General features: G+C 39.5%; 14 protein-coding genes, 3 tRNA genes and 3 rRNA genes. 12 read left to right on the top strand and 8 right to left on the bottom strand.

What is annotated here, in order from left to right:
- The first annotated feature begins 94 nt into the window (after window positions 1-94).
- Window positions 95-185 (top strand) — tRNA-Ser (locus ACAM39_RS00210).
- A gap of 253 nt (window positions 186-438) precedes the next feature.
- Entirely contained in the window at window positions 439-1770 is a 1332-nt protein-coding gene (locus ACAM39_RS00205; protein ID WP_369627785.1) for a tyrosine-type recombinase/integrase, read from the top strand.
- Between the two features lie 12 nt (window positions 1771-1782).
- On the opposite strand, the gene ACAM39_RS00200 is transcribed toward ACAM39_RS00205, so the two are convergent.
- A complete protein-coding gene (locus ACAM39_RS00200) occupies window positions 1783-2931 on the bottom strand; it encodes a hypothetical protein (RefSeq protein WP_369627784.1) in 1149 nt (382 codons plus the stop codon).
- Between the two features lie 481 nt (window positions 2932-3412).
- Between ACAM39_RS00200 and ACAM39_RS00195 the strand changes: the two genes are divergently transcribed.
- The 10 genes from ACAM39_RS00195 to ACAM39_RS00150 all read left to right on the top strand — a co-directional run bounded on the left by ACAM39_RS00195 (window position 3413) and on the right by ACAM39_RS00150 (window position 16987).
- Window positions 3413-4312, top strand: coding sequence for a YagK/YfjJ domain-containing protein (locus tag ACAM39_RS00195; protein ID WP_369627783.1), 900 nt, complete (start codon window positions 3413-3415; stop codon window positions 4310-4312).
- A gap of 501 nt (window positions 4313-4813) precedes the next feature.
- Complete coding sequence (locus ACAM39_RS00190; RefSeq protein WP_369627782.1) at window positions 4814-5806, top strand: DUF932 domain-containing protein; 993 nt, start codon at window positions 4814-4816, stop codon at window positions 5804-5806.
- A 134-nt stretch (window positions 5807-5940) separates the two neighbouring features.
- Window positions 5941-7044, top strand: a complete 1104-nt coding sequence (locus tag ACAM39_RS00185) for a YqaJ viral recombinase family nuclease (protein WP_369627781.1) — start codon at window positions 5941-5943, stop codon at window positions 7042-7044.
- A gap of 142 nt (window positions 7045-7186) precedes the next feature.
- Window positions 7187-8101, top strand: a complete 915-nt coding sequence (locus ACAM39_RS00180; protein WP_369627780.1) for a recombination directionality factor — start codon at window positions 7187-7189, stop codon at window positions 8099-8101.
- A 127-nt stretch (window positions 8102-8228) separates the two neighbouring features.
- Window positions 8229-8504 (top strand): helix-turn-helix transcriptional regulator, encoded by a 276-nt coding sequence (locus tag ACAM39_RS00175; protein WP_369627779.1) that lies wholly within the window; start codon window positions 8229-8231, stop codon window positions 8502-8504.
- Between the two features lie 90 nt (window positions 8505-8594).
- Entirely contained in the window at window positions 8595-10262 is a 1668-nt protein-coding gene (locus ACAM39_RS00170; protein ID WP_369627778.1) for an RNA-binding domain-containing protein, read from the top strand.
- 116 nt (window positions 10263-10378) lie between these two features.
- Entirely contained in the window at window positions 10379-10693 is a 315-nt protein-coding gene (locus tag ACAM39_RS00165) for a hypothetical protein (RefSeq protein WP_369627777.1), read from the top strand.
- 333 nt (window positions 10694-11026) lie between these two features.
- Window positions 11027-13072, top strand: coding sequence for a site-specific DNA-methyltransferase (locus tag ACAM39_RS00160; RefSeq protein WP_369627776.1), 2046 nt, complete (start codon window positions 11027-11029; stop codon window positions 13070-13072).
- 12 nt (window positions 13073-13084) lie between these two features.
- Window positions 13085-16009, top strand: a complete 2925-nt coding sequence (locus tag ACAM39_RS00155; protein WP_369627775.1) for a type III restriction-modification system endonuclease — start codon at window positions 13085-13087, stop codon at window positions 16007-16009.
- An 84-nt stretch (window positions 16010-16093) separates the two neighbouring features.
- The gene (locus ACAM39_RS00150; protein WP_369627774.1) at window positions 16094-16987 is read left to right on the top strand and encodes a hypothetical protein; all 894 of its coding nucleotides are present in this window, start codon (window positions 16094-16096) and stop codon (window positions 16985-16987) included.
- Window positions 16988-17154: 167 nt separating this feature from the next.
- Here ACAM39_RS00150 and ACAM39_RS00145 read toward each other — a convergent pair whose 3' ends face one another.
- The 7 genes from ACAM39_RS00145 to ACAM39_RS00115 all read right to left on the bottom strand — a co-directional run bounded on the left by ACAM39_RS00145 (window position 17155) and on the right by ACAM39_RS00115 (window position 25586).
- Entirely contained in the window at window positions 17155-17478 is a 324-nt protein-coding gene (locus ACAM39_RS00145; RefSeq protein WP_369627773.1) for a Holliday junction resolvase-like protein, read from the bottom strand.
- A gap of 469 nt (window positions 17479-17947) precedes the next feature.
- Window positions 17948-20044, bottom strand: a complete 2097-nt coding sequence (locus ACAM39_RS00140; RefSeq protein ID WP_369627772.1) for a catalase — start codon at window positions 20042-20044, stop codon at window positions 17948-17950.
- A 237-nt stretch (window positions 20045-20281) separates the two neighbouring features.
- Window positions 20282-20395, bottom strand: a 5S ribosomal RNA gene (rrf, locus tag ACAM39_RS00135).
- A 98-nt stretch (window positions 20396-20493) separates the two neighbouring features.
- A 23S ribosomal RNA gene (locus ACAM39_RS00130) occupies window positions 20494-23353 on the bottom strand.
- 300 nt (window positions 23354-23653) lie between these two features.
- Window positions 23654-23729: transfer RNA gene (locus ACAM39_RS00125), tRNA-Ala, on the bottom strand.
- Between the two features lie 85 nt (window positions 23730-23814).
- Window positions 23815-23891: transfer RNA gene (locus ACAM39_RS00120), tRNA-Ile, on the bottom strand.
- Window positions 23892-24054: 163 nt separating this feature from the next.
- Window positions 24055-25586 (bottom strand): 16S ribosomal RNA (locus ACAM39_RS00115).
- Together the 16S, 23S and 5S rRNA genes with 2 tRNA genes alongside form the textbook arrangement of a ribosomal RNA operon.
- Window positions 25587-25908: the final 322 nt, after the last annotated feature.

The following is a 25908-nucleotide window of genomic DNA, read 5'->3' as shown; positions in this document are numbered from 1 at the left end:
AAAATTGATTAATTATACATGACATTTGGCATTATTTTGGGTAAAATAGGCGTCCGTTTTGCGATTCCCTATATTTTGGAATTGCAACTCGATTGGAAACGTGGCTGAGTGGTCGAAAGCGCACGCCTGGAAAGTGTGTATACGTTAATAGCGTATCGAGGGTTCGAATCCCTCCGTTTCCGCCAATTCTCTTTTTGGCATCCTTCCAAATTATTCTTAAATACATCTAAAACCCAGTGCCATCAACGCTTATAGACAGTTAAACCTCATACTCCTTTTCCAAAATATTCTATAGTTTTCCTACCCCATCCTAACATTGTGTTGGTTTATTCGTTGGTTTATACTCTAAAAAACCCAATTTTAAACCAACAGCAAAATTCAATAAACCAACATTGCTAAGAAAGTAGTATATATAGTGGTAGTTGAAAGGATGTGCATATGCTTACCGATACTAAAATTCGCAACTTAAAACCGTCAGATAAATGTACTACCAAACGCCCTGATAAATATAGCGACACTGATGGTTTGCAGTTATTGGTAAGAGTGACTGGTTCAAAGGTATGGGTAAAAAGCTATCGATTTAATAATAAACAGCAAACGGTTACCTTAGGAAAATATCCTGAAATAAGCCTTGCCCAAGCCCGTCAGATTAGTGGGACTATTAAAAGCAATTTAGTAAAGGGAATTGATCCGAAACTTCAAAAACGTATTCAACAGAAGGAGCAAGCTCAATCTCAAGCTTTTAATGATTATGCCTTACTTTGGCTAGCTGAGAGAAAGCTTATTCTTAAGCCTCGTACCTATCAACAAGATTATAATCGTCTCCACAAAGATATACTGCCAGCCTTCAAGAGTTTAGCCATTAATGACATTACCTTTGAAGACTGTAAAGCAATGGCTGATGCCATGGAATCTCGTAAGCATGATGACGGTACTCCTCCTAGAGAAGTGACTCGCCGTACTATTGATATTGTGGCTAAGATTTTTAAAAGGGCTAAAATTGAACGTATCGTTATTGACAATCCAACAGATGGTCTAAAGGAACTCTATCCTAAAGCCAAAACTCAGCATATGAAGCATGTAGATTTAGAAGAACTGCCTGCCTTACTACAAGCGATTGACCAATATCATGGTCATGAGCAAACTAGATTGGCTATGAAATTCTTAGCTTACTCCTTCTGCCGTACCATTGAATTGCGTATGCTGAAATGGGAACATTTAGACTTTACTAATAATCTTTGGCGTGTAGATGTGGATAACCTTAAAGTCGCTCGCAAGCATGTGGTTCCCCTATCTCGTCAGTTGGTTGAAGTTTTAGAAGCGTTAAAGCCGATTACTGGTCGCTATGAATACGTGTTCTATAATACTGGCACTAATCAACCATACAGTGAAGAGTTTATTAATAATGCGTTAGATATTCTAGGATATGCAGGCAAGCAAACTGGTCATGGGTTTAGGCACATTGCTTCTACTAATTTAAATGAGTTAGGTTTTTTGGGTGATGCTATTGAAAAGCAATTAGCCCATGACAAGAAAAATAGTGTTCGTGCAGTTTATAACCACGCCCAACACCTAGAAGAACGCCGTAAAATCATGCAGGTATGGGCAGATTTCCTTGATTTATTACGTGATACTGGGAAGGTACCAAATCTACAACAGGCTCGTCAACAAATTGAAGCATCCATCAAATTACACACGTCTGTTTCAATTGATGATGTTGACACACATTTGTTAATTGAAGAATTAGAAAGACGTGGTATAAATCTCTAAGCCTAGCCTATATTAACTTTCGGCGTTTATTTTCTTAAACTCTTGCTCAATTAACTTGTTTATAACTCTACGATTAGTTAATTTATAATGAGACGCAATTTTAATAAGTTTTTTCCAATTTTTAACATCTATGACTTCAGTACGATTATTCTTAGACTCGCTCTCAAGTACTCTAGCATGGCGTCTTTCATATGCTTTTGTTATTTGATTAAGGAGTATTTGTCTAGGTTTAATTACTTCAGTTTGTTTGTTTTCGATATCTAAACTTGTAAATAGTAACGGTTGAGTTTTAGTGGAATTAGGTTTATATATTTCATATTGATTTGTAAAGAATGGATTAACCATATCCAAACTTGCCTGAATTAAGGCTAATTTCTCATCTTTATTCGAAGGCCGATAAAAATTAATCAATTGTAAGTAGTTTTTTTCTTTCAAATAATCCATCAACCAATCTAAATCCTCATTATCCAAATTATTTAAAAATGAAATTTGTTTACGTTCAGTTTCAACATCAAAGTAAAACTTGCGAAGTCTATTCATGGCGTTAATTTTAGTGTGTTTATTATAGCTAGCATTGAAATCTTGATAATAAAAATTAACTTTCCACCTATCTTTTAAATCATCTCCCCATGAGCGCACATAAGATTCACTAAAAGTAAAAGCTCTATAAGTTAGACTATAAACTACGTATTCTTTAAGCTCCTTAATATTATAAAAGCAATATTGAGAATCTATAGGAAAATTCGCAGCAATAAAAATTATTAGCCGAGCATTGTCTTCAAACCATTCGAAATATGTTTCTCCCAATAGGCAATTTGATTTAAACAATTGAACGTTATAAAAAACCGATATGGGATCTTCTGAATTTGTTAAATAAATTTTTATCAAGTCCTTTATCTCATGATCCTCATAATTGGAAAAGTTGGCTCTATTCGGATAGTTGTAAATTAGAACGAAAAGAAAATTTTTTGCATCATGAATACTCATTTTATTAATTTTACTAAATAATTCCTTAATTTCATTTTTTGCCAGATTGCCTAAAAACCTTTTAGACTCGATTTCACTATGTATAGAATAATTAATTATTTTATTTAATAATTCTTTGTAATTTTCATCAATACTGTTATCTTTTGTCAATTCTATAATCTGTTCAACGTTCATAAAAATCCTAAAATAGTTGTAGAATTATGATAGTAATAAACGAAAATAATGGTAGTAAATCAGTCTTAAATACCAATAAATTATCTAGGAAATTTGTAGAAAATTCGTAGAGAAAATGCTATTCAATGAGGAATTATGACCAATAACTCCATAGTAATAAAAAACGTCTATATCATTATTTTTGAAGCATACACACTTCTCTGACTTTCTTCAATATAAAAAATTAACTCCATTTTTTTATTGGACTGACTCTACTAACAGATTAAGATGAAAATTTTAAAACAAACTGGAGTCCTGTCAGTAAAATTAATTAAGCTGCTAATTGGTTATTTATTTAATATATTCTAAATATTAGTACCATTCACTAAAAATATTTTTCGTTTAATACTCCAAATTCTCAAACACTATAGCACATACAGATTTTAGAAATTACAAATTCAAATTAGGTTATGAATCAGATAATTAAATTGGAGTTTCAATAGTGGCTACACCTAATTTAAAAAATATTAATATTTTTTATAAAGTAGATTTTTTACTACATGAGATATTTGAAGAAAAAAAATCAGTTATAGAAATTCAATATAATCTAAATGACTTATATGGGAAATTTTGGGAAATTTATGATGAGAGTTACGATTATGCTTTGACAATTAACGCTTTCATTGGAGCAACTCAAGCAGTAATGGGAGATAAAATTGCACAAGAAGTTTTTTGGGAAGAAGCCCAAGTGTTAGAGTTTCTTCGTTATTTAGATACCTATAAGGAATCCTGCCAAAAGGAGAGGTTGTTATACACAGCACAGGAGGCAAGAAATAGAAAGAACATTGAAGACTATATTTCTAACTTAACGGCTCATTACTCCAAATTATTGTTTGTGAGAATAGATTTACATTATTTAAAAAACAGTCAAGATTGCGTGACAGTATCAGAATTTTATGAGCATATCAGTAATTTTAGAGATCTTATTTCCAACAAAAATACATGCTTTGAAAATTTGCAAGGATATATTTGGGCGATTGAACATGGTATGGATAGAAGTTTTCATTGTCATTTACTCTTAATTTATGATGGCTCCAAGCATCAAAATGACTATGGATTAGCAAAAATGGTTGGTGAAAAGTGGGTAAAAATTACCCACTATAAAGGCGGCTATTATAATGTTAACACACCTTCTAGAAAAAACCTTTTTAAGAAAACTGGTAAATTGGGAATTGGAATGATATTTCGCAACGATAATCATTCTGTACAAAATGCTATAAATGCTGCAAAGTACTTGACTGAAATTAAAGCTGATTATCAACACGCTGTTATTAAAATAGCAAAAATGCGAACGTTTGGTAAAGGACAATTCAAGGTTGGTTGGCGAAGAGGTATAAAATGATTAAAAAAATTTCAAATATATATTATTCACTAGAAGAAAGCCTAATATGACTATCTAAGCACCTTCAACCATAAACGCACATTAAAGGTCTGCCCTAAAAAGCAGACCTTTTTTTATGCCACAAATTTGACCTAACAAGGAGTTTCTATGCCCATAAAAACCTTATGTCCTAACTGTCATTCATCCAATGTATACAAGCTTGGTAATGATAATATTAATTTTAGCTTACCCCTAAACCAGACACTATTGCATCCTAGGATTATAGAGGGGTTAAGTTCCAGTATTTGTAATGCTTATCGACTGCCACCCTATGCAGGTATTGCCATCAGCACGGTCGCTAATATTGCGATAAGTTTAGTACAAACCAAATTCACCATCTTTCCAGGTTCACAGCAAATGCAGTGCATTGACTGTGAATATGTCTTTGATGCAACAACGCTAAATGGGACATAGCCTGTCCATCCAATCTATTAAACTTAACACAAAAAAGGAGAATATCTCATGTCACACGAACTACAAACAATGGCATATGTTGGTGAAACCCCTTGGCACGGTTTAGGTAACGAGCTTACCCCCAATCAACCCATCGAAGTTTGGGCAGAGCAAGCAGGCATGGACTGGACAATCGAATCATCCGATGTTAGCTACTATGCCAATCATGCCGCAGGTGGCAAGCTCATTATGCCATTTGCTGATAACAAGGTACTGTACCGCTCAGATACCCTAGAGCCGTTATCCGTGGTGAGTCAGCGCTATCAAGAAGTCCAGCCACGTGAAATCTTGGAGTTTTATCGGGATTTGACTGAGCAAGCTGACTTTGAGCTTGAAACCGCAGGCGTACTCAAAGGCGGTCGTAAGTTCTGGGCACTGGCGAAAACAGGACAATCCACGGCATTAAAAGGCAAAGATGTCAGTAATGGCTATATCTTACTGGCAACCGCTTGTGATGGTACGTTGGCAACTACTGCCCAATTTACCAGTATTCGGGTGGTGTGTAATAACACACTGGCTATCTCATTAGCGGACAAAAGCGGGGGCGTGGTCAAAGTGCCACATTCAACTGTGTTTGATGCTGATAAGGTGAAAAACCAGCTCGGTATTTCCATTAACCAATGGAATGAGCATATGTACCAAATGAAGCAGCTCACTGAACGGCGGATAACTCAAGCACAAGCCACCAACTATCTCAACCGCTTGTTCAATGATGTTGACGATACGCTGATTATGTTCCCAACCAATAAGAAAACCCAAAAGGCGGTTCCCAATGCCAAAGCCATGAATCAAATCATGACCATGTTCAATGGGCAAGGTCGTGGTGCAGACTTAGACTCCGCCCGTGATACCGCTTATGGCTTATTGTGTGCCGTGACTGAATTTGTTGACCATGAACGCCGGGCTATGTCTACCGACCATCGGTTAGACTCAGCTTGGTTTGGCACTGGGGCAAACTTAAAGCAAAAGGGGCTTGAGGAAGCGATGCGACTGATTGCCTAGCACCAGTCATTAGAACAAGTCGCTTAAAGCAATTTATCTATTATCTAAAACACTGTAACAACCACGCTTTAGCAATAAGGCGTGGTTTTTTTATGCCCTTTTTTTACAAACATTTAACCAAAGGAGATAACCGCATGAATGATTTAACCCTACCTATTCAATCCCCCAGTTCTAATGACAGTCAATCTGTTAAGGAACTAGCCTTAGAGTCTGTAGTGGTAAACCACCCCAGTAGTCAGGTACGCCCAGCAGGACATGAACCCAAATCTGCTAAACGGTTAATTAGTACTAAAGATTTAACCCACCAAGACTGGTTAGCCGTTCGCAACACAGGCATTGGTGGCAGTGATGCCGCTGCCGCTTGTGGTTTAAATCCCTACATGTCTATGCTTGAGCTATGGCTCATCAAGACAGGACGACAAAACCCAGACTTATCCGATGGGCTGATAGAAAATGCCTATTCACCACTGTATTGGGGTAAAGAGTTAGAACCCCTTATTGCCAAGTACTACACCGCTAAGACAGGCAATAAAGTTCGCCGTGTTAACGCAGTCCTGCAACATCCTGACCCCGATAACTCCTTTATGCTTGCCAATCTTGATTATGCTGTTAATAAATCAGAAGTGGGGGTTCTTGAGATTAAAACCACAGGGGAGCATGGCGCAAAGCTATGGAAGCATGGTGTGCCGCTGTATGTCACTTGCCAAGTACAGCACCAGTTAGCGGTGACAGGTAAAAGCTTAGCCCATGTCTGTGTACTCATCTGTGGGCATGAAGCTCGGGTGTATGAAATCAAACGCGATGAGTTAATCATTAATCAACTCATTCAGCAAGAACGCCGGTTCTGGGAGTATGTGCAACAGGATGTGCCACCGCCTGCTGATGGTAGTGAGTCAGCAGCAAAAGCCTTAAGCCAGCTTTATCCCACTAGTCAGGGTGAAATGATTGACTATCGGGACAATGACATCTTAAACACTTGGTTTAATGAATTGACCGAGCAGAAAAAGCTGATTGATCACCATCAACACCGCTTTGATTTTCTCAAACAGCAAATTCAGCAGGTAATGAAAACAGCAGAGCTTGCCACCTTTGCCAATGGCTCAGTTAGCTGGAAGAAAGCTAAAGATAGCGTGAGTTTAGATACAAAGGCACTGCTCAAAGACCAACCTGAACTACTTAATCAATATCCACAGGTAAGGCAAGGCAGTCGTCGTTTTCTAGTGAATACCAAGGCGTAATTCAAGCTAACAAGCATCCCATTATCCTAATCACTGTATCGCCCATGTTTGCTGGTCAAGCATGGGCTTTTTATTTGATTCAGTCAGCCAATTAAGCAAGCCTTTTAAACCCATTTATTAAATTAAACCAAGGAGAACACCCATGATTAAAGGGTTAACCATCACACCGCCTATCTTAGGCAGAATCACCATTGGTAAGGTCGTTGAGAAAAATGGTAAACGCTTACCGGAGAAAGATGACCAATTCACCATTACCAGCCAAGTGCAAAGCAAGGAGGGTTGGATTAAGCATCCACTCGATGACAAGCTACGCCAAACCAAAGCAAATGGCAAGCTACGTCAAATCCCGGTACGGATGCTGTTTAACACGCCTGAGTTAAACCTTCGAGCCGAATATACGCTGTTTGATCGGCAAACAGGCAGACCTATCTGTGTGGGTAATGGTGAGCTGTGCCAACGACGTACCCAAAACGGCGTTGAGCAATTGCCTTGCCCCAGTCCAGAATTATGCCCAATCGGACAAAATGGTAACTGTAAAGTGTTCGGAAGACTATATGCCAACTTAGATGATGTCGATGAGTTAGGCTCATTTATCTTTCGTACCACGGGCTACAATTCAATCAGAACGCTGATGGCTCGCTTAAGCTACTTTAATGCGGTATCGGGTGGGTTGTTGTCTTGCTTACCGTTACAGCTGACGATTCGTGGGAAGAGTACGACACAAAGCTATCGTACGCCCATCTATTACGTGGATTTGACCTTGCAGGATAATGTGAGCTTAAAGGATGCGGTGGAAAATGCTCAGGCGATTCATGCGCAGCAATTGCAGTCTGGCTTCAATCAGCAGGCGTTAGAGGAGGTGGCTAAGCTTGGCTATGCCAATTCAGCGTTTGAGGTGGATTCAGATGAGGGATTGGCAATCGTGGAGGAGTTTTACAATGCTGATGTGGATAATGATGGGATTGTTCGGTCAGTGGGGAGTGATAGTCATTCATCCGATGGACAGTGGCGGTCGCTTGAGGATGAGCTTCGGCAGAGTGTGAGAAAGGTTAGCTAGTATTTTACAGTTTTTCAAGAAGTCTGCTTAGGTGGACTTTTTGACTATTTTGGACGTCGTAAAAAAATATTGGAAACACCTTTGGTATGTGAAGAAGTCCCTTCACTTATTTCATAAGGAAATCACAATGAACACATTAAATAAAAGCAATCAAGTTGAAACAATGCAAGCCATTGAGCCGCAAGTCCCAATCTCTATTTTGCCAAGAATGTTACCAATTAAAGAGGTTTGCTATTACACAGGTTTAGGACAATCAACTATTTACAATTTACTTGATAAAAAATCAGATTATTACGACCCTTCGTTTCCAGAACGTGTTACTTTAACTAAAGGACGTGTGGCTTGGATTGAATCTGAAATTGCTGAATGGATAAATAGCAAGATTGCAAAACGATCCGTTTAATTTTTAGCATAGTAAAGTCATGAGAACATGGCTTTATTTTTTTGTCTAATTTTCAGCTACAATAACTAAAGATTTATTTGGAAACCAACAATGCTAACAATAGAACAGATTTTACCAATAATAGCTCAAGGTGAAACCCTAACAGTTGAGTTTAAAAGTGATAAAAATAGGCTACATGATAAAGATTTAATTGAAGCTATCGTTGGGCTGGCTAATACAAACGGAGGGTATTTGTTTGTTGGTGTTGAAGATGATGGTGAAATTACAGGTTTACATAAATCGCACGATAATGCTCAAGGCTTGATGAGTTTTGTAGCAAGTCGCACCAGTCCTTCCATTAATGTCAATGCCACAATTTATACGCTTGAAGGATTTAAAATAGCCGTTATTAAAGTTTTGCGTTCTATGAGTCTTGTCGCAACTTCCGAAGGATTAATTCAACGCCGTCGGCTAAAAGCCGATGGTAGCCCTGAATCTGTGCCATTTTTACCCCATGAGTTTATTCAACGCCAATCTAGTCTAAAGCTAATAGACCCATCAGCAATGCCAGTTTTGGAAATAGAAGCAAGTCAACTAGACCCAATTCAAAGATTGCGTCTGCGAAAGGCTATCAATACCTATGGTGGTGATAGAGCTTTAGCTAATCTTGATGATGAACAACTTGACCATGCATTAAGCCTTATTGTAGAACAGGATGGCAAATATCATCCAACGTTAGCTGGATTATTAATATTAGGGACTGAAGAATTGTTGAAAAGACACTTACCAAGTCATGAAGTGGCATTTCAAGTTTTGTCAGGTACAGATGTTAAGGTGAACGAGTTTTATAAAAAACCCTTTTTGGAAACTTTTGAAGAAATCGAATTACAGTTTCGGGCAAGGGTTGAAGAAGAAGAAATTCAAATTGGCTTATTTCGCACACCTATTCCTAATTATAGTCGAAATGCTTTTCGTGAAGCTTTTGTCAATGCCTTAGTCCACCGGGATTATTATCGCTTGGGCATGGTACAGATCAAACTTGATGACTTTGGTCTTACTATTAATAGCGCAGGTGGATTTATTGAAGGTGTAAGTTTAGATAACTTATTAGTCACTCCCCCACGCTCACGCAATTCGTTATTGGCTGATATCATGAAGCGAATTGGTCTGGCAGAGCGTACTGGTCGAGGCATTGACCGAATCTATGAGGGAATGCTTCGTTATGGTCGCCCTGCTCCCGACTATAGTCAGTCCAATAGCACAACTGTGTCTTTATATTTGAGTAATGCCAAAGCAGATTTTGAATTTTTAAAGATGATTATTGAGCAAGAAGAAAAACAAGGTTTTGAGATGCCAATTGATACCTTGATCATTCTTAGTCGTTTGAAAGATGAGAGACGATTGACCACAGCTGATTTTGCTGAATCAGTCCAAAAATCCGAAACTTATATTCGCTCAGTTTTAGAAAAATTAACTGAAGCTGGACTAATTGAAGCTCATGGCGTAGCAAAAGGACGAAGCTATACCTTAAGTCAACAAATTTATCAACAACAAGGTGAAAAAACAAATTATATTCGTCAAATGGGCTTTAATCAAATTCAGCAAGAGCAGATGGTTAGACAATTTATTGAAAAAAATAATCTTATAAGACGTGCCGACGTTATGGATCTTTGTTATTTATCTAAAGACCAAGCTTATAAACTCCTTAAAAAAATGGTTGATAGCAATATTTTGGAATCTCAAGGTAATGGACGTACCAGATTTTATACGCTTGTTTGACTAAGCAAACGCGTTTAGGCGCGTTTAGGCGCGTTTAGGCGCGTTTTCCGCTTGAGTTAATTTCGTAATTTATATTAATATATTAAGCTGATAGCTCAACTTAAGGATAAATTACGGTGGACATTAAGAAAGTTATACAAGACTTAGAAAGTGGACCTATTTCTACGAAAGCTACTGCTGAAGCGTTTCTCGACTCTTACAATTCTCAAGAACAAAAGCAAATTATTGCCGCTATGTATATTGGTAGAGATTATTTTCATGAAAATCAATTTAAAGAAGGTCATCTGCCGAGTAGCTCAGAAGTCGACCATATTCCTCAAACAGATTATGCTGAAATTCTACAAAGTAAAGGAAAAGAGAACGTCGCCAAATACCTTGGCATCTTTGATAAATGTGCCGAAAATTCTAAATTTGACATGAAAAACTTTTAATGGAAAGTAATTATTCATACTAAAAAAGCCTCTCAAATCTAATGAGAGGTTTTTTTTGGCTTTTTAACTGGTCACTAAATTGTTGAACTTACAGTACAAGTTATGTATGTTATACCAAACCCAAAAAATATAATAAGGTGCGTTTTACGCACCATTTTTGGCGAGATATAGCCAGCGGTGCATCGTATGCGTCCTACCCAAGCAAGACTTTAACTATTGGGTTTGGTATTATCCTGATTTTCTACCCTTCTACGATGTTTAGTCAATTGAACTTTGCTATAATATCCGATTTTGCAAGATTGCATGTTTTTCTGATTTATGATAAGGCAAGTTATGACTACCAAGCTAGAAACCTACGCTATTTCACACGAAAATTCATCGAATGAATTAATTCGGGAAACGCCATATAGCGCACAAGAAACGGTTAATAGCCAACAACTTGCTATTCTCAAAAAGAACTTTCCGAGTTGTTTTGACAAAAACGGCGCATTTTTACCCAATAAACTTGCTGAGTTAGTCGGTACAGAAACAGAAGTTAGCCAAGAGTTTTATGAGTTAAACTGGCTTGGGCGGTCATATGCCAAGTATTTGCGTAATGCTCCGCCTGAAATGCTGATGACAGAAGACACCGAGCATAATGCCGAGCCGATTAATCAAGATAGCCAAAACTTGCTGATTCAAGGTGATAATCTTGAGGTGTTAAAGCATCTTAAAAGTGCTTACGCCGAACAGGTAAAGATGATTTACATTGACCCACCATACAACACAGGGTCAGATGGGTTTGTGTATCAAGATGACCGTAAGTTTACGCCACAGCAGTTGAGTGAGCTTGCCAATGTGCCGATTGAGGAAGCGGAGCGAATTTTGGCGTTTACGGCGAAGGGGTCAAATTCGCATAGTGCGTGGCTGACGTTTATGTATCCTAGGCTTTATGTGGCGAGAGAGTTGCTGAAAGATGATGGGGTTATTTTCATTTCAATTGATGATAATGAGGTTAATCAACTAAAAAGCCTCTGTGATGAAATTTTTGGTGAAATAAACTTTATTGCTCAAATTGTTGTAAATTCTAACTCGTCTAAAAATAACTCTAAAAATATATCTATTACACATGAATATATCCTTTGTTACGTTAAGGCTATCGAGTTTCAAACTGAAGAGTGGAAAGTTGAAAAACAACAAATTAAATCCTTTGAAACGAAAGCAAAACAACTACTGAAAATGAATTTGTCAGAAAACGAGATTCATGAAGAGTTATTGCAATTAGTAAAATATCCAAGGTTTTATGATTTTGACCATTTCACTTTCGCTGATAAAAATGGGGTTTATGAAACAGATAATCCAGGCGGTGTAGAGAATGGAAACTTTGATACTGAAATAATTCATCCAATTACTGGCAAAGTTTGTGCTATGCCTGTTGGTGGATGGAGATATAAAGATGAATCTTTAAAAGATATGGTCAAAAATAATCAATTATTTTTCGGTAAGGATGAGACGACTATTCCCAGAGTTAAACGTTATTTACATGACTATAAAGAACAAGTGCCTAAGTCGAATATATATTTTGACTCTCAATCTACAACAAAGTGGTTAAAGTCGGAAAACATTCCTTTCTCATTTCCAAAATCCATTGAGTTAATAAAATATATTTTAACTATGCAGAATGATAAAAACTCAATAATTTTGGATTTTTTTGCAGGTAGTGGAACTACTGCTCATGCAGTAATGCTACTAAATAGTGAAGATAACGGAAATAGAAAATTTATTAGTGTTCAGATACCTGAAGACTTACACGAATCCTTAAAAAAAGCCTCATCACAGTCAAAGCCTACAATCCAAGAGGCAATTAATGTTTTGAAAAAATTAGGTAAGCCTCAGACAGTTTTTGAAATCACGAAACTTAGAATCGTACGAGCCAGTCAAAAAATCCGTGAAGAAAATCCACAAGCCACAGGCGATTTTGGATTTAAAATATACAAAACCACACCCCAGCTTATCAACCACAACCTAGCCTTTGACCTTGACCAACTTGAATTACCAGAGTTACTAGAAATACAGCCGGATGACTATCTCGCCCTACTTACCACATGGCGACTGTACGACGGAGCAAAACTCACCGAAAAAGTCACCGACATAGACCTAGACGGCTACACTGCCCATCTATGCCAACAAAACCTGTATCTGATGTATCCAGACTTTCAGCCAAAGCATTTAATACAGCTTATCAAGCTACTCGATAATGACCCAAGCTTTACCCCAAACCGTGTCATCATGCTCGGTGAAACCATTGATAGCTCACGCCAAAACGAGATATACCAAGCACTTAAAGACTATGCCAATAAAAAATCACTCGATTTATCAGTTATCGTAAGAAATATATAAGGCGTGATATCTATGGCAAATCCAACAAAACCCACCCAAAACGGTTTTAGCTACGAAAAAGGCTTGCCCCACCAAGAAAATGCGGTCAAATCAATACTTGCCGTATTTGACGGTGCAGAGCCAAAAAATGACAACGTCGCCAAAAACCCAGAACTTACTTTTCTCAATGCGACCAAGTATGCCCAAAATATCGCTGATATCCAAAAAACTCATGGTATAGAAAGTCGATTCAGCGATAACAGCAACGTCATCGATATCTCAATGGAAACAGGGACAGGCAAAACCTATACCTACACCAAGACTATGTATGACCTACATCGTATTTTTGGCATTTTTAAATTTATCGTCATTGTCCCTACGCTATCTATCAAAGCAGGGACAAAAACCTTTTTGCAAAGTACTGCGTTAAAACAGCACTTTTTGCAAGACTTTACAGGTGATTATAGCAATGCCGAAATCAAGCTATACGAAGTCAATAGCCAAAAATCGACCAAAAACAAAAAGGATGCTCATTTAAATGTCATCAGCAACTTTACTACCGCTGATGATAACAAAATCATCCATGTGTTACTGATTAACGCAGGGATGATTAACTCCGATGCGATGAAAGCGTCCAGCTCACAAGCCTATTCTTTAAGCTTCGAGAACTACGATACCGCATTCGGCGGATTATCAGCCACTCGTCCGTTTGTCATTATTGATGAGCCACACAAATTCAAAACCGCCAATGTCACATGGGGTAATATTGAACAACTAAACGCCCAATATATTCTAAGATTTGGGGCAACGTTTAATGATAATTTTCATAATCTTATCTATAAACTGACTGCCCTAAATGCCTTTAATGACAATCTAGTCAAAGGTGTACAGGCATTTATTGAAGAAGTTGATAGCGATACTAAAGCCACGATTGAACTCATTGATATTGTTGATGGTAAAGAAGCAGTTTTTCAGCTACTTAGTAAAAACGACAAACCGACTTTTAAACTTCAAAAAGGTGGAGATTTATCCGTTATTCATGAGGCAATCGATGAACTTATCATTGATAAAATGAATAAGTCCACCGTGGTTTTGAGCAATGGGCAAGAGCTAAAACGTGGTAGCAAAATTAACCCCTTTAGCTATAGCGAAACCTTGCAAGATAAGATGATTCAACGTGCTATCAAAGAGCATTTCAAACTTGAGCGTGAATTATTGACCGAGTACGATTATAAAATCAAACCCCTGACCTTGTTCTTTATTGACGATATTACAGGCTACCGTGATGGCAATAAAATCACAGGTAGCTTGCGTGATAAGTTTGAAAGCTGGATACTTGCCGAAGCCAAAGAGCGTCTAATAACCGAAACCAACCCATTTTATAAAACCTACCTTGAACAAACGATTCAAGATGTAAGTCTTGTGCATGGCGGTTATTTTTCCAAGGATAACAGCGACAGCGATGAGAAAATCGAGCAAGAAATTTATGAAATCCTGCACGACAAACAAAGCCTATTATCACTGACCAATCCACGCCGATTTATTTTTTCAAAATGGACATTGCGTGAGGGTTGGGATAATCCAAACGTCTTCCAAATCTGTAAACTTCGTTCAAGTGGTAGTACCACATCCAAACTCCAAGAAGTGGGACGTGGACTGCGTCTGCCTGTCAATGAATACATGGCAAGGGTCAAGGATAAACAGTTTTATCTCAATTACTTTGTCGATAGTAGCGAAAATGATTTTGTTAAAGAATTAAAAAATGACATTAATAAAGACTATGAAGAAACGCCGCCAACCGAACTCACAACAGAATTGATTGAAAAAATTCGTAAAGCTTATCCAGATAGCTCAAAACGAAGTATAACCAATCTATTAGCCGATAAGAATATCATTGATGACAACGATGTATTTGTATCCAATTCTTCTTACCTTGAATTAAAAAATCTGTTTCCCGATGCCTTTGGCGGATTACAACCCAATAAAATCCGTTCAAGCACAGATGAAAAACATCAACGTATACCCATGCGTGAAGGTAAATATGAAGAGCTTAAAACGTTATGGGAAATGATTAATCAAAAAGCAATTTTACAATATGATATCCAGTCCGAAGATGAGTTTTTGGCATTATTTCTAGCTTATCTTGCTGAAAATAAGCAAAAGTTTCAGCAAACAGGTATTCGTACTTCGGTCAATCGCCTGAGCCTAAATGAGGATGGCTTGGTTACCGTCAATCAAATACATGGCTATGACGACGATTTTACCCCATTTAACACGCTAACCTATCGTGAGTTTCTGGATAAACTATCACAAAAAACCTATATCAAAATTTCTACGTTGCATCGAGCTTTTTGGGAAATGAAAGCAGAGCTTAATATTGAAAAGTTCCTAAACATGAATACGGTGAATAAAATAAAAAAAGGCTTTAACCAATTCCTTTTAAATCAATCGTTTAGTAAGTTCCAGCTTGGCTATCATGTCATTGATAATAAAATTCACCCCACTAAGTTTACCGATGAAAAGGGAATGCCAAAGCCTGTATTTGTAAGCGATTTAGGTGTGCATGAAGACAATGCTCACAATACAGCAAAAAATTACCTGTTTGATAAAATCTTTTATGATTCGTCGATTGAGCAAAAAAATATCGTTGATGAAATTGAGTATGTTATCGTCTTTACCAAGATACCTAAAAACTCAATCAAAATCCCTGTCGCAGGTGGTGGAACATATTCCCCAGATTTTGCTTATATAGTTAAAACCAAAAAAGGCGATATTTTAAACTTTGTCATCGAAGCAAAAGCTGTGACTGCTGAAGACGATTTACGCAAAACCGAAAATCAAAAAATCAAACATGCTCAAAAATTATTTAATCAAATAAACAAAGATGTTAAGGTGATATTCCAAACTCAATTTGATACCGATAAGGTACAAGCGTTGATTGAGCAAGCACTGTATTGACTTTTTCTGTCTATATCGAATAAATTCGGTAACAATTTGCGGTGTTGGTGTTATTATATATTTAATTTAAGAGTGGATTCAAAGATGGAAAACTCTCAACTAATTCTTATTGCCGATGATGCAAAACTCATTGAAATAGTGCATAAATCAAAAAATAATTTAAATTTTTCGAACATTATTAGTAATGCTCCTAATGTATTACTATCAGTTTTAATGCCAAATGTTACAAATGTTTTAAATATCGTAGATAGTGTTAGTTTTGCATATTTACTAAATAAAAAAATTAATAAACCAAATGAACAATCGAAAATCGATTTAAGAGATAGCTTAATTAAATACATTGCGAAAGAACTTGACCTTTCCTCGCCTTTAAAAGTGATTAGTCCTGAAGAAACAAATACCTTAAACCTAACGTTTGGTGAAATTGCAAGAAATGGGAGTTTTTATATAAAACATCCAATTATTACTAATGTATATATACCTTTTAGCACTTATAGTGAGACTCTATTAAAAGAAAAAGAAGCAGCGTTCAGGAGTTTAGCAAGTTCATTAGGTGCTAAAACTATCAATTTAGTTGATGCAAAATTTTATGATGCTAAGGGTACAATAATAGCTAAAGCAGATATAGCAGAGAAAATTTCTGCTAATCTAGGCATAAGAGCCAATTTTGAAAAAGATGGAAAGCTTCAAAGAGCTGTTTTCTGTGAATATGGAAAACCAAGGCATGAACCGAAAATTCCTGATGACATAAAGAAATGGGTCGAAATTGACCCAGATTTAAGACTAATGGCAAGGGATAGATTAGAAGGACATTTGATCAGGAATACGGTAAAGCTAAGTTTTGATGAAAAATCAGTTTCTAACGCTAATCTAGCTGCAAAAATAGCAGATAGAGGATTAGATATCGGTGGAGGTTATCAAAAGTCAAATAGTTCGATATGGTTTTTTGAAGTTGAATATTACCCTATAGAGAGCTAAAACAATTGTTTTAGAACTGATATTTTAATTTATTACTCTGAATCATAAATGATAAAGTAATTTTATATTTTAATCTAATTTACCCTAGTCTCCTGTGCTAAATGGACAATAAGGGAATATTGAGCCATTTCACAAGTAGGATTTAACCCTAGCTATATCTTTGATTTTTAGATTTCATAAACGACTCGATTTTGTCCGTCTTTATCAGTCTTTATACGCAACTCTTCAAAACTAAATTGATTATTTTCAATCACCTGGCGTAGTATTTTTTGTCTTGGATTGAGCTTCGCTTCACCTGTCTTGATCTCAGCAAAGATCACTTTGACATCTTCTATTGGTACACTACTCTCACTACAAGCATGTAGATTATGAAAAATCACGTAATCTATTGGCTCACCCATAAATCGGCAATCTGCAGAGCTATAAGGAAAATCAGCAATAAATGGCATAAATTGCTCACCTATTTGCCCTTTTAATACATTGCGTTGCATATTGTTTGAACGTTTTTAGCGTCCTTAGTTTCAATATCTAACTGACGTTGAAATTTCATTTCTCGCTTATGCTATTTGGAATTTAACTCAGCAATAATAATATACTGAAGTTATGATTTAGCATAAGGATATAACATGAGAAAATCTACCAAAAAGATAAGACTATTAAATTACATTATTAGGTATAATGAAAAAAGCTAATAAAGAAATAAACATAAGTTTTTTATAGATAATGTATATCTGTACTTAATTTGAATTACAAAATTTATACAGTTTATGAGTTGGTAATCCTTTTGCCTTAAGCACTATTCTTATGTTGGTTTATTTGTTGGGTTGATTTTAAATTTAGATAAATTAAATCTTTAAAAATCAAATAGATACCTGTTGAGTTCGAATCCCTCCGTTTCCGCCAAATAAATAAAAAGCTAGCTTAATAATAAGCTAGCTTTTTTGTTGCTGGGTTAATGAATTACGCTAAATCACGCACATGAGGTTCACGATCCCATTCACGCGATTTGGCCTTCTCAATAAAGGTATCTATTTCCTTTAAAGCCACTACACTGGCATCTTTCTCAATGTGCTGAGGAATTAGGATAAATTCATCCGTCGCACCGCAATAAGCAATCGCCTTTAGATGGGCGTGCGCATCTTTAAACCACGCAATCGCTTCACTCACTTTGGCTAGTTTTTTCGCTTGCTCTGGCATAATGATACTAACGACTGCATCAAATAAGACAGAAGGCGAACCCGCCAATTGACCGTCAGCTGCAATGGATTCACCATTGTTTAACGTAATGCTAATTTTTGGTGCTACTATAAAGGGTGTTGCCTTTGCTGCGGTAATCGCCGCTTTATATTTTTCAAGCATTTCTGCATTTGAATCATCTGCGACTAAAATAGCCACTTTACGACCTTCAAGCGTTGGCTTGGCTTTGCCAATCAACTGCAAAGCCGGCGATAATGGTAAGTCTTGCACTGGAACCGTCGGCTCAATCGGTTTTGGCACTGATTTCATCCCTAACCCATCGGCAACGCGTTTACCCAATGTTGCATCAACCGTTAACAGCTGCGCAACCATGCGTTCACGGATATAGGGCGTCTCAACTTTTGAAAGCTCAAATACAATCGCTGAAGCGATATGCGCCTGCTCAATAGGGGTTTGACTACGATAGAACATACGTGGTTGACTATAAAAGTCTGCAAAGCTTTCTGCACGGATACGACCTTTAACTGTATCATTGCCTTGGCTTAAATCCTCAACAAATGATTTAAAGCCTACTGCGGGATTTTCACGCGGTTTTTCTGGTTCTAAACTTTGTGGTTCATAAGCAACGCGACCTTTCGGAATTTGCATCTGCATATGACCATCACGCTGCATATTATGGAATGGACATTTTGGTGCATTAATTGGCAATTGAGCAAAATTTGGTGAACCTAAACGCGACAGCTGGGTATCAAGATAACTAAATAAACGACCTTGTAGCAATGGGTCATTACTAAAGTCGATACCTGGGACGATGTTCGCTGGGCAGAAAGCCACTTGCTCTGTCTCAGCAAAGAAGTTATCGGGATAACGGTTTAAGACCATCTTACCAACCACTTTAACTGGTACCAACTCCTCTGGAATAAGCTTGGTAGCATCTAAATGATCAAAAGGGAACTTATCCGCTTGCTCTTGGGTAAAGATCTGCACACCAAAATCCCAAACAACTTCATCACCATTTTCAGACAAGGTTTCAAATAAATCACGACGATGATAGTCTGGATCCGCACCGGCAACTTTCACTGCTTCATCCCAAACATGTGATTGCAGTTCAAGACGTGGACGCCAGTGATAACGGAAGAACACGCTTTCACCTTGGGCATTAATAAAGCGATAACTATGGATACCAAAGCCTTCAATCATACGCAAACTGCGAGGAATAGCACGATCACTCATTGCCCACAAGTAATTGTGCAATGTTTCTGGACTCAATGAAATAAAATCATAAAAAGTATCATGCGCTGAAGCAGCTTGTGGGAAACCACGATCGGGTTCCATCTTGACCGCATGCACCAAATCTGGAAACTTAATAGCATCTTGAATAAAGAATACTGGGGTATTGTTACCCACCAAATCCCAATTTCCTTCCTTAGTATAAAGTTTAACTGCAAAACCGCGAATATCACGCGGCGTATCAATCGATCCTGCGCCACCCGCTACTGTCGAAAAACGGGTAAATAAAGGTGTTTTCTGACCTACTTCAGTAAGCACTTTAGCAGTAGTATATTGTTCTAATGACTCAGTCAACTCGAAATAACCATGCGCTGCACTACCTCGCGCATGCACAATACGCTCTGGAATACGTTCATGGTCAAAATGGGTAATTTTTTCGCGTAAAATGAAATCTTCTAGTAATGCAGGACCACGGCGACCCGCTTTTAGCGAATTTTGATTATCAGCAATTACGATACCTTGCTGGGTGGTCAAATTGGTAGAATTTTTGTCAGCTTGTTGATGGGTTTCACCCGCATTACCTTGGTGAGTATTCATCTCGGGTTCGGATTTAACAGGTTTTTGCGTCATTTTTTATCCTAAATTCTTAAATATAGTTATAATTTTCTAGAAAATATCAACTTTGAATCTAAGATTCGCATAGACTCAATATTGATTAAATTAGTATACATAATTGGTAAAATTATAGTGTGAAGATGCGTAACGCACTGACAGAAATAGGAGATTATAGAGGCAAACTAAAAAAAATAAGACCATAGCCACCAAACAAAACCCCCCTTACTTATGTAAGGGGGTTTTGGAATAGGGAGCTGACGATGACCTACTCTCACATGGGCGAACCACACTACCATTGGCGCATTGGAGTTTCACTTCTGAGTTCGGGAAGGGATCAGGTGGGACCTCCAAGCTATTATCGTCAGCAAAGGGGGATAGAGGAATGAGTTAATTTAAAAGTAAAGTATCAGCTATATCAAGCGAGGTGATAATCGTTATTACCTACAAAGCCATTTAGGCGTTGTATAGTCAAGCCAAACGAGCAATTAGTATTGGTTAGCTACACACATCGCTGTGCTTCCACACCCAACCTATCAACGTCGTAGTCTACAACGGCTCTTTAGGGAAATCTAATCTTAAGGTGGGCTTCCCGCTTAGATGCTTTCAGCGGTTATCCCATCCGAACATAGCTACTCGGCAATGCGACTGGCGTCACAACCGAAACACCAGAGGTTCGTCCACTCTGGTCCTCTCGTACTAGGAGCAGATCCTCTCAAATTTCCAACGCCCACGGTAGATAGGGACCGAACTGTCTCACGACGTTCTAAACCCAGCTCGCGTACCTCTTTAAATGGCGAACAGCCATACCCTTGGGACCTGCTTCAGCCCCAGGATGAGATGAGCCGACATCGAGGTGCCAAACACCGCCGTCGATATGAACTCTTGGGCGGTATCAGCCTGTTATCCCCAGAGTACCTTTTATCCGTTGAGCGATGGCCCTTCCATACAGAACCACCGGATCACTAAGACCTACTTTCGTATCTGCTCGACTTGTGGGTCTCGCAGTTAAGCGCGCTTTTGCCTTTATACTCTTCGAACGATTTCCGACCGTTCTGAGCGCACCTTCGTACTCCTCCGTTACTCTTTAGGAGGAGACCGCCCCAGTCAAACTACCCACCATACATTGTCCTCAGCTCTGTTAAGCTTGAGTTAGAACCCCAACATTACCAGGGTGGTATTTCAAGGATGGCTCCACAGACACTGGCGTGCCTGCTTCAAAGCCTCCCACCTATCCTACACAGGTAAGGTCAAAGTTCAATGTAAAGCTGTAGTAAAGGTTCACGGGGTCTTTCCGTCTAGCCGCGGGTACACAGCATCTTCACTGCGATTTCGATTTCACTGAGTCTCTGCTGGAGACAGCGCCGCCATCATTATGCCATTCGTGCAGGTCGGAACTTACCCGACAAGGAATTTCGCTACCTTAGGACCGTTATAGTTACGGCCGCCGTTTACTGGGGCTTCGATCAAGAGCTTCGCTTACGCTAACCCCATCAATTAACCTTCCAGCACCGGGCAGGCATCACACCCTATACGTCCACTTTCGTGTTTGCAGAGTGCTGTGTTTTTAATAAACAGTTGCAGCGGCCTGGTATCTGCGACTGCCAATAGCTTTGTAGAGCATGTCTACTCACCATCGGCAGCGTACCTTCTCCCGAAGTTACGGTACCATTTTGCCTAGTTCCTTCAGCAGAGTTCTCTCAAGCGCCTTGGTATTCTCTACCTGACCACCTGTGTCGGTTTAGGGTACGATTTCTTTATGACTATCGCTTAGAAGCTTTTCCTGGAAGCAGGGTATTTGCCACTTCGCTGTACAAGTACAGCTTGCTATCAGATCTCATTAATAACCTAGCGGATTTGCCTACTAAGTCTAACTACATCCTTCCACTTGGACAACCATCGCCAAGCTGGCATAACCTTCTCCGTCCCTCCATCGCATCATAAACAAGTATCGGAATATTAACCGATTTCCCATCGACTACGCCTTTCGGCCTCGCCTTAGGGGTCGACTCACCCAGCCCCGATTAACGTTGGACTGGAACCCTTGGTCTTCCGGCGTGCGAGCTTTTCACTCGCATTGTCGTTACTCACGTCAGCATTCGCTCTTGTGATACCTCCAGCATGCTTTACAACACACCTTCACAGGCTTACACAATGCTCCCCTACCACTTAATTGAAACAATTAAATCCGCAGCTTCGGCTCCTAGTTTGAGCCCCGTTACATCTTCCGCGCAGGCCGACTCGACTAGTGAGCTATTACGCTTTCTTTAAAGGATGGCTGCTTCTAAGCCAACCTCCTAGCTGTCTGTGCCTTCCCACATCGTTTCCCACTTAACTAGGAATTTGGGGCCTTAGCTGGCGGTCTGGGTTGTTTCCCTCTTGACGACGGACGTTAGCACCCGCCGTCTGTCTCCCGGATATCACTCATCGGTATTCGGAGTTTGCATCGGTTTGGTAAGTCGAGATGACCCCCTAGCCGAAACAGTGCTCTACCCCCAATGGTGTTCGTCCGAGGCGCTACCTAAATAGCTTTCGGGGAGAACCAGCTATCACCGAGTTTGATTAGCCTTTCACCCCTATCCACAAGTCATCCCCTGGCTTTTCAACGACAGTGGGTTCGGTCCTCCGGTAACTGTTACGTCACTTTCAACCTGCTCATGGATAGATCACTCGGTTTCGGGTCTATACCCTGCAACTAGACGCCCTATTAAGACTCGGTTTCCCTACGGCTCCCCTATTCGGTTAACCTTGCTACAGAATATAAGTCGCTGACCCATTATACAAAAGGTACGCCGTCACATCATAAATGATGCTCCGACTGCTTGTATGCACACGGTTTCAGGTTCTATTTCACTCCCCTCACAGGGGTTCTTTTCGCCTTTCCCTCACGGTACTGGTTCACTATCGGTCAGTCAGGAGTATTTAGCCTTGGAGGATGGTCCCCCCATCTTCAGACAGAATTTCTCGTGTTCCGCCCTACTTAATATGCTCATTAAAGTGTTTCGAATACGGGACTATCACCCTTTACAGTAGGCCTTTCCAAACCTTTCTTCTACACTAAAACTCGTCGGCTCCTCCCCGTTCGCTCGCCGCTACTAGGGGAATCTCTATTGATGTCTTTTCCTCGGGTTACTGAGATGTTTCACTTCTCCCGGTTTGCCTCGTAAATAAATTTACGATACCTGTCTTATGACAAGTGGGTTTCCCCATTCAGATATCGCCGGATCACAGGATATTGCCGCCTCCCCGACGCTTTTCGCAGGCTGTCACGTCTTTCATCGCCTCTGACTGCCAAGGCATCCACCATGTGCACTTCATTACTTGACTATACAACCCTAAAGGGTCGTATAGGTAATGGTAACGATCTTCACCTATGTTTACGCTTGATTCAGTTCTCTTTACTTTTAAGTAATCAGTTGTTCCAATCATTTCTTTGGGTCTGATTGGCTGATTACTAAGGTTAATTATCTTCGTTGGAACTTGATAATTAACCCAGACTCATTTCTCTATGTTGTTATTGAATTATCAGACCCTCGTCAGGTCGTGATTTCTGATAAAACAGATTGAAGTAATCTCTTAATACACTTACTAAATTACTCTGTCTGCTTTATTACGTTAAGCTAATTATGGTGGAGCCAAGGAGAGTCGAACTCCTGACCTCCTGCGTGCAAGGCAGGCGCTCTACCAACTGAGCTATGGCCCCTGAGCAAGGATCAGCAAAGCATCGCTTTGCCCGAGTGCAAGAGAATTTACCAAGTAAATTCTAAAGCATTTAACCTCTGGTTAAATGGTGGGTCTAATAAGACTTGAACTTATGACCCCTGCCTTATCAAGGCAGTGCTCTAACCAACTGAGCTATAGACCCCGAGAACCGTTAAAAAATTGCATCGCAATTTTAGGTTCGAGCTAAAATCCTTTGCTAAGGATTTTAGTCTTAGCCTTGCTATTTGCGCTGCTGTAGATTAACGATTATTAGCTTATTTATACACAAGAACAACTTGCTGTGAATTCTCACTTAGTGCTTTAGTTAAGGAGGTGATCCAGCCGCAGGTTCCCCTACGGCTACCTTGTTACGACTTCACCCCAGTCATCGACCACACCGTGGTAAGCGCCCTCTTTCGTTAGGCTACCTACTTCTGGTGCAATAGACTCCCATGGTGTGACGGGCGGTGTGTACAAGGCCCGGGAACGTATTCACCGCAGCATTCTGATCTGCGATTACTAGCGATTCCGACTTCATGGAGTCGAGTTGCAGACTCCAATCCGGACTACGATAGGCTTTTTGAGATTAGCATCACATCGCTGTGTAGCAACCCTCTGTACCTACCATTGTAGCACGTGTGTAGCCCTGGTCGTAAGGGCCATGATGACTTGACGTCGTCCCCGCCTTCCTCCAGTTTGTCACTGGCAGTATCCTTAAAGTTCCCGGCTTAACCCGCTGGCAAATAAGGAAAAGGGTTGCGCTCGTTGCGGGACTTAACCCAACATCTCACGACACGAGCTGACGACAGCCATGCAGCACCTGTATGTGAGTTCCCGAAGGCACTCTCTCATCTCTGAGAGATTCTCACTATGTCAAGACCAGGTAAGGTTCTTCGCGTTGCATCGAATTAAACCACATGCTCCACCGCTTGTGCGGGCCCCCGTCAATTCATTTGAGTTTTAACCTTGCGGCCGTACTCCCCAGGCGGTCTACTTATCGCGTTAACTGCGCCACTAAAGTCTCAAGGACCCCAACGGCTAGTAGACATCGTTTACGGCGTGGACTACCAGGGTATCTAATCCTGTTTGCTACCCACGCTTTCGAATCTCAGTGTCAATATTATGCCAGGAAGCTGCCTTCGCCATCGGTATTCCTCCAGATCTCTACGCATTTCACCGCTACACCTGGAATTCTACTTCCCTCTCACATATTCTAGCACCACCAGTATCACATGCAGTTCCCAGGTTAAGCCCGGGGATTTCACATGTGACTTAATGAGCCACCTACACTCGCTTTACGCCCAGTAATTCCGATTAACGCTCGCACCCTCTGTATTACCGCGGCTGCTGGCACAGAGTTAGCCGGTGCTTATTCTGCAGGTAACGTCTAATCTAATGGGTATTAACCATTAGCCTCTCCTCCCTGCTTAAAGTGCTTTACAACCAAAAGGCCTTCTTCACACACGCGGCATGGCTGGATCAGGGTTGCCCCCATTGTCCAATATTCCCCACTGCTGCCTCCCGTAGGAGTCCGGACCGTGTCTCAGTTCCGGTGTGACTGATCATCCTCTCAGACCAGTTACAGATCGTCGCCTTGGTGGGCCTTTACCCCACCAACTAGCTAATCTGATTTAGGCTCATCTAATAGCAAGAGCTTGCGCCCCCTTTCACCCGTAGGTCGTATGCGGTATTAATTCGAGTTTCCCCGAGCTATCCCCCACTACTAGGCAGATTCCTAAATGTTACTCACCCGTCCGCCACTAATCATCTCTAGCAAGCTAGAGTTTCATCGTTCGACTTGCATGTGTTAAGCCTGCCGCCAGCGTTCAATCTGAGCCATGATCAAACTCTTCAGTTTAATCTTTCTATCTATTGTCACCGCTACGCGGTGTCAATAGATTTAATTTGTTGACTCAATTATTTATACTGTCTTTGCTCAAATAAACTTACGAGTATCTTCACTCTGACAATACAAATTAATTAAAGTCTTAATTTTATCGCCCTAAGTGAAAATCCACACAAGTTGTTCTTGTGTTTGTTGTTATTTAATGTACCAAAGATATCGTCTATCATTTGGTGAGCTTGATATTGTAATACGTTTTGTTTTACTCTGTCAAGCTTTATTTTAATTCTTTCTAAGCTTCGTAACTTGTTTTACTTGTTTGTAAACTGTTCGTCGC

The sequence above is a fragment of the Moraxella sp. K02 genome (genome assembly GCF_041154755.1).
GTDB lineage: Bacteria > Pseudomonadota > Gammaproteobacteria > Pseudomonadales > Moraxellaceae > Faucicola.
Note: the sequence above shows the minus strand (reverse complement) of the source record. Positions and strands in the feature narration are given on the sequence as shown.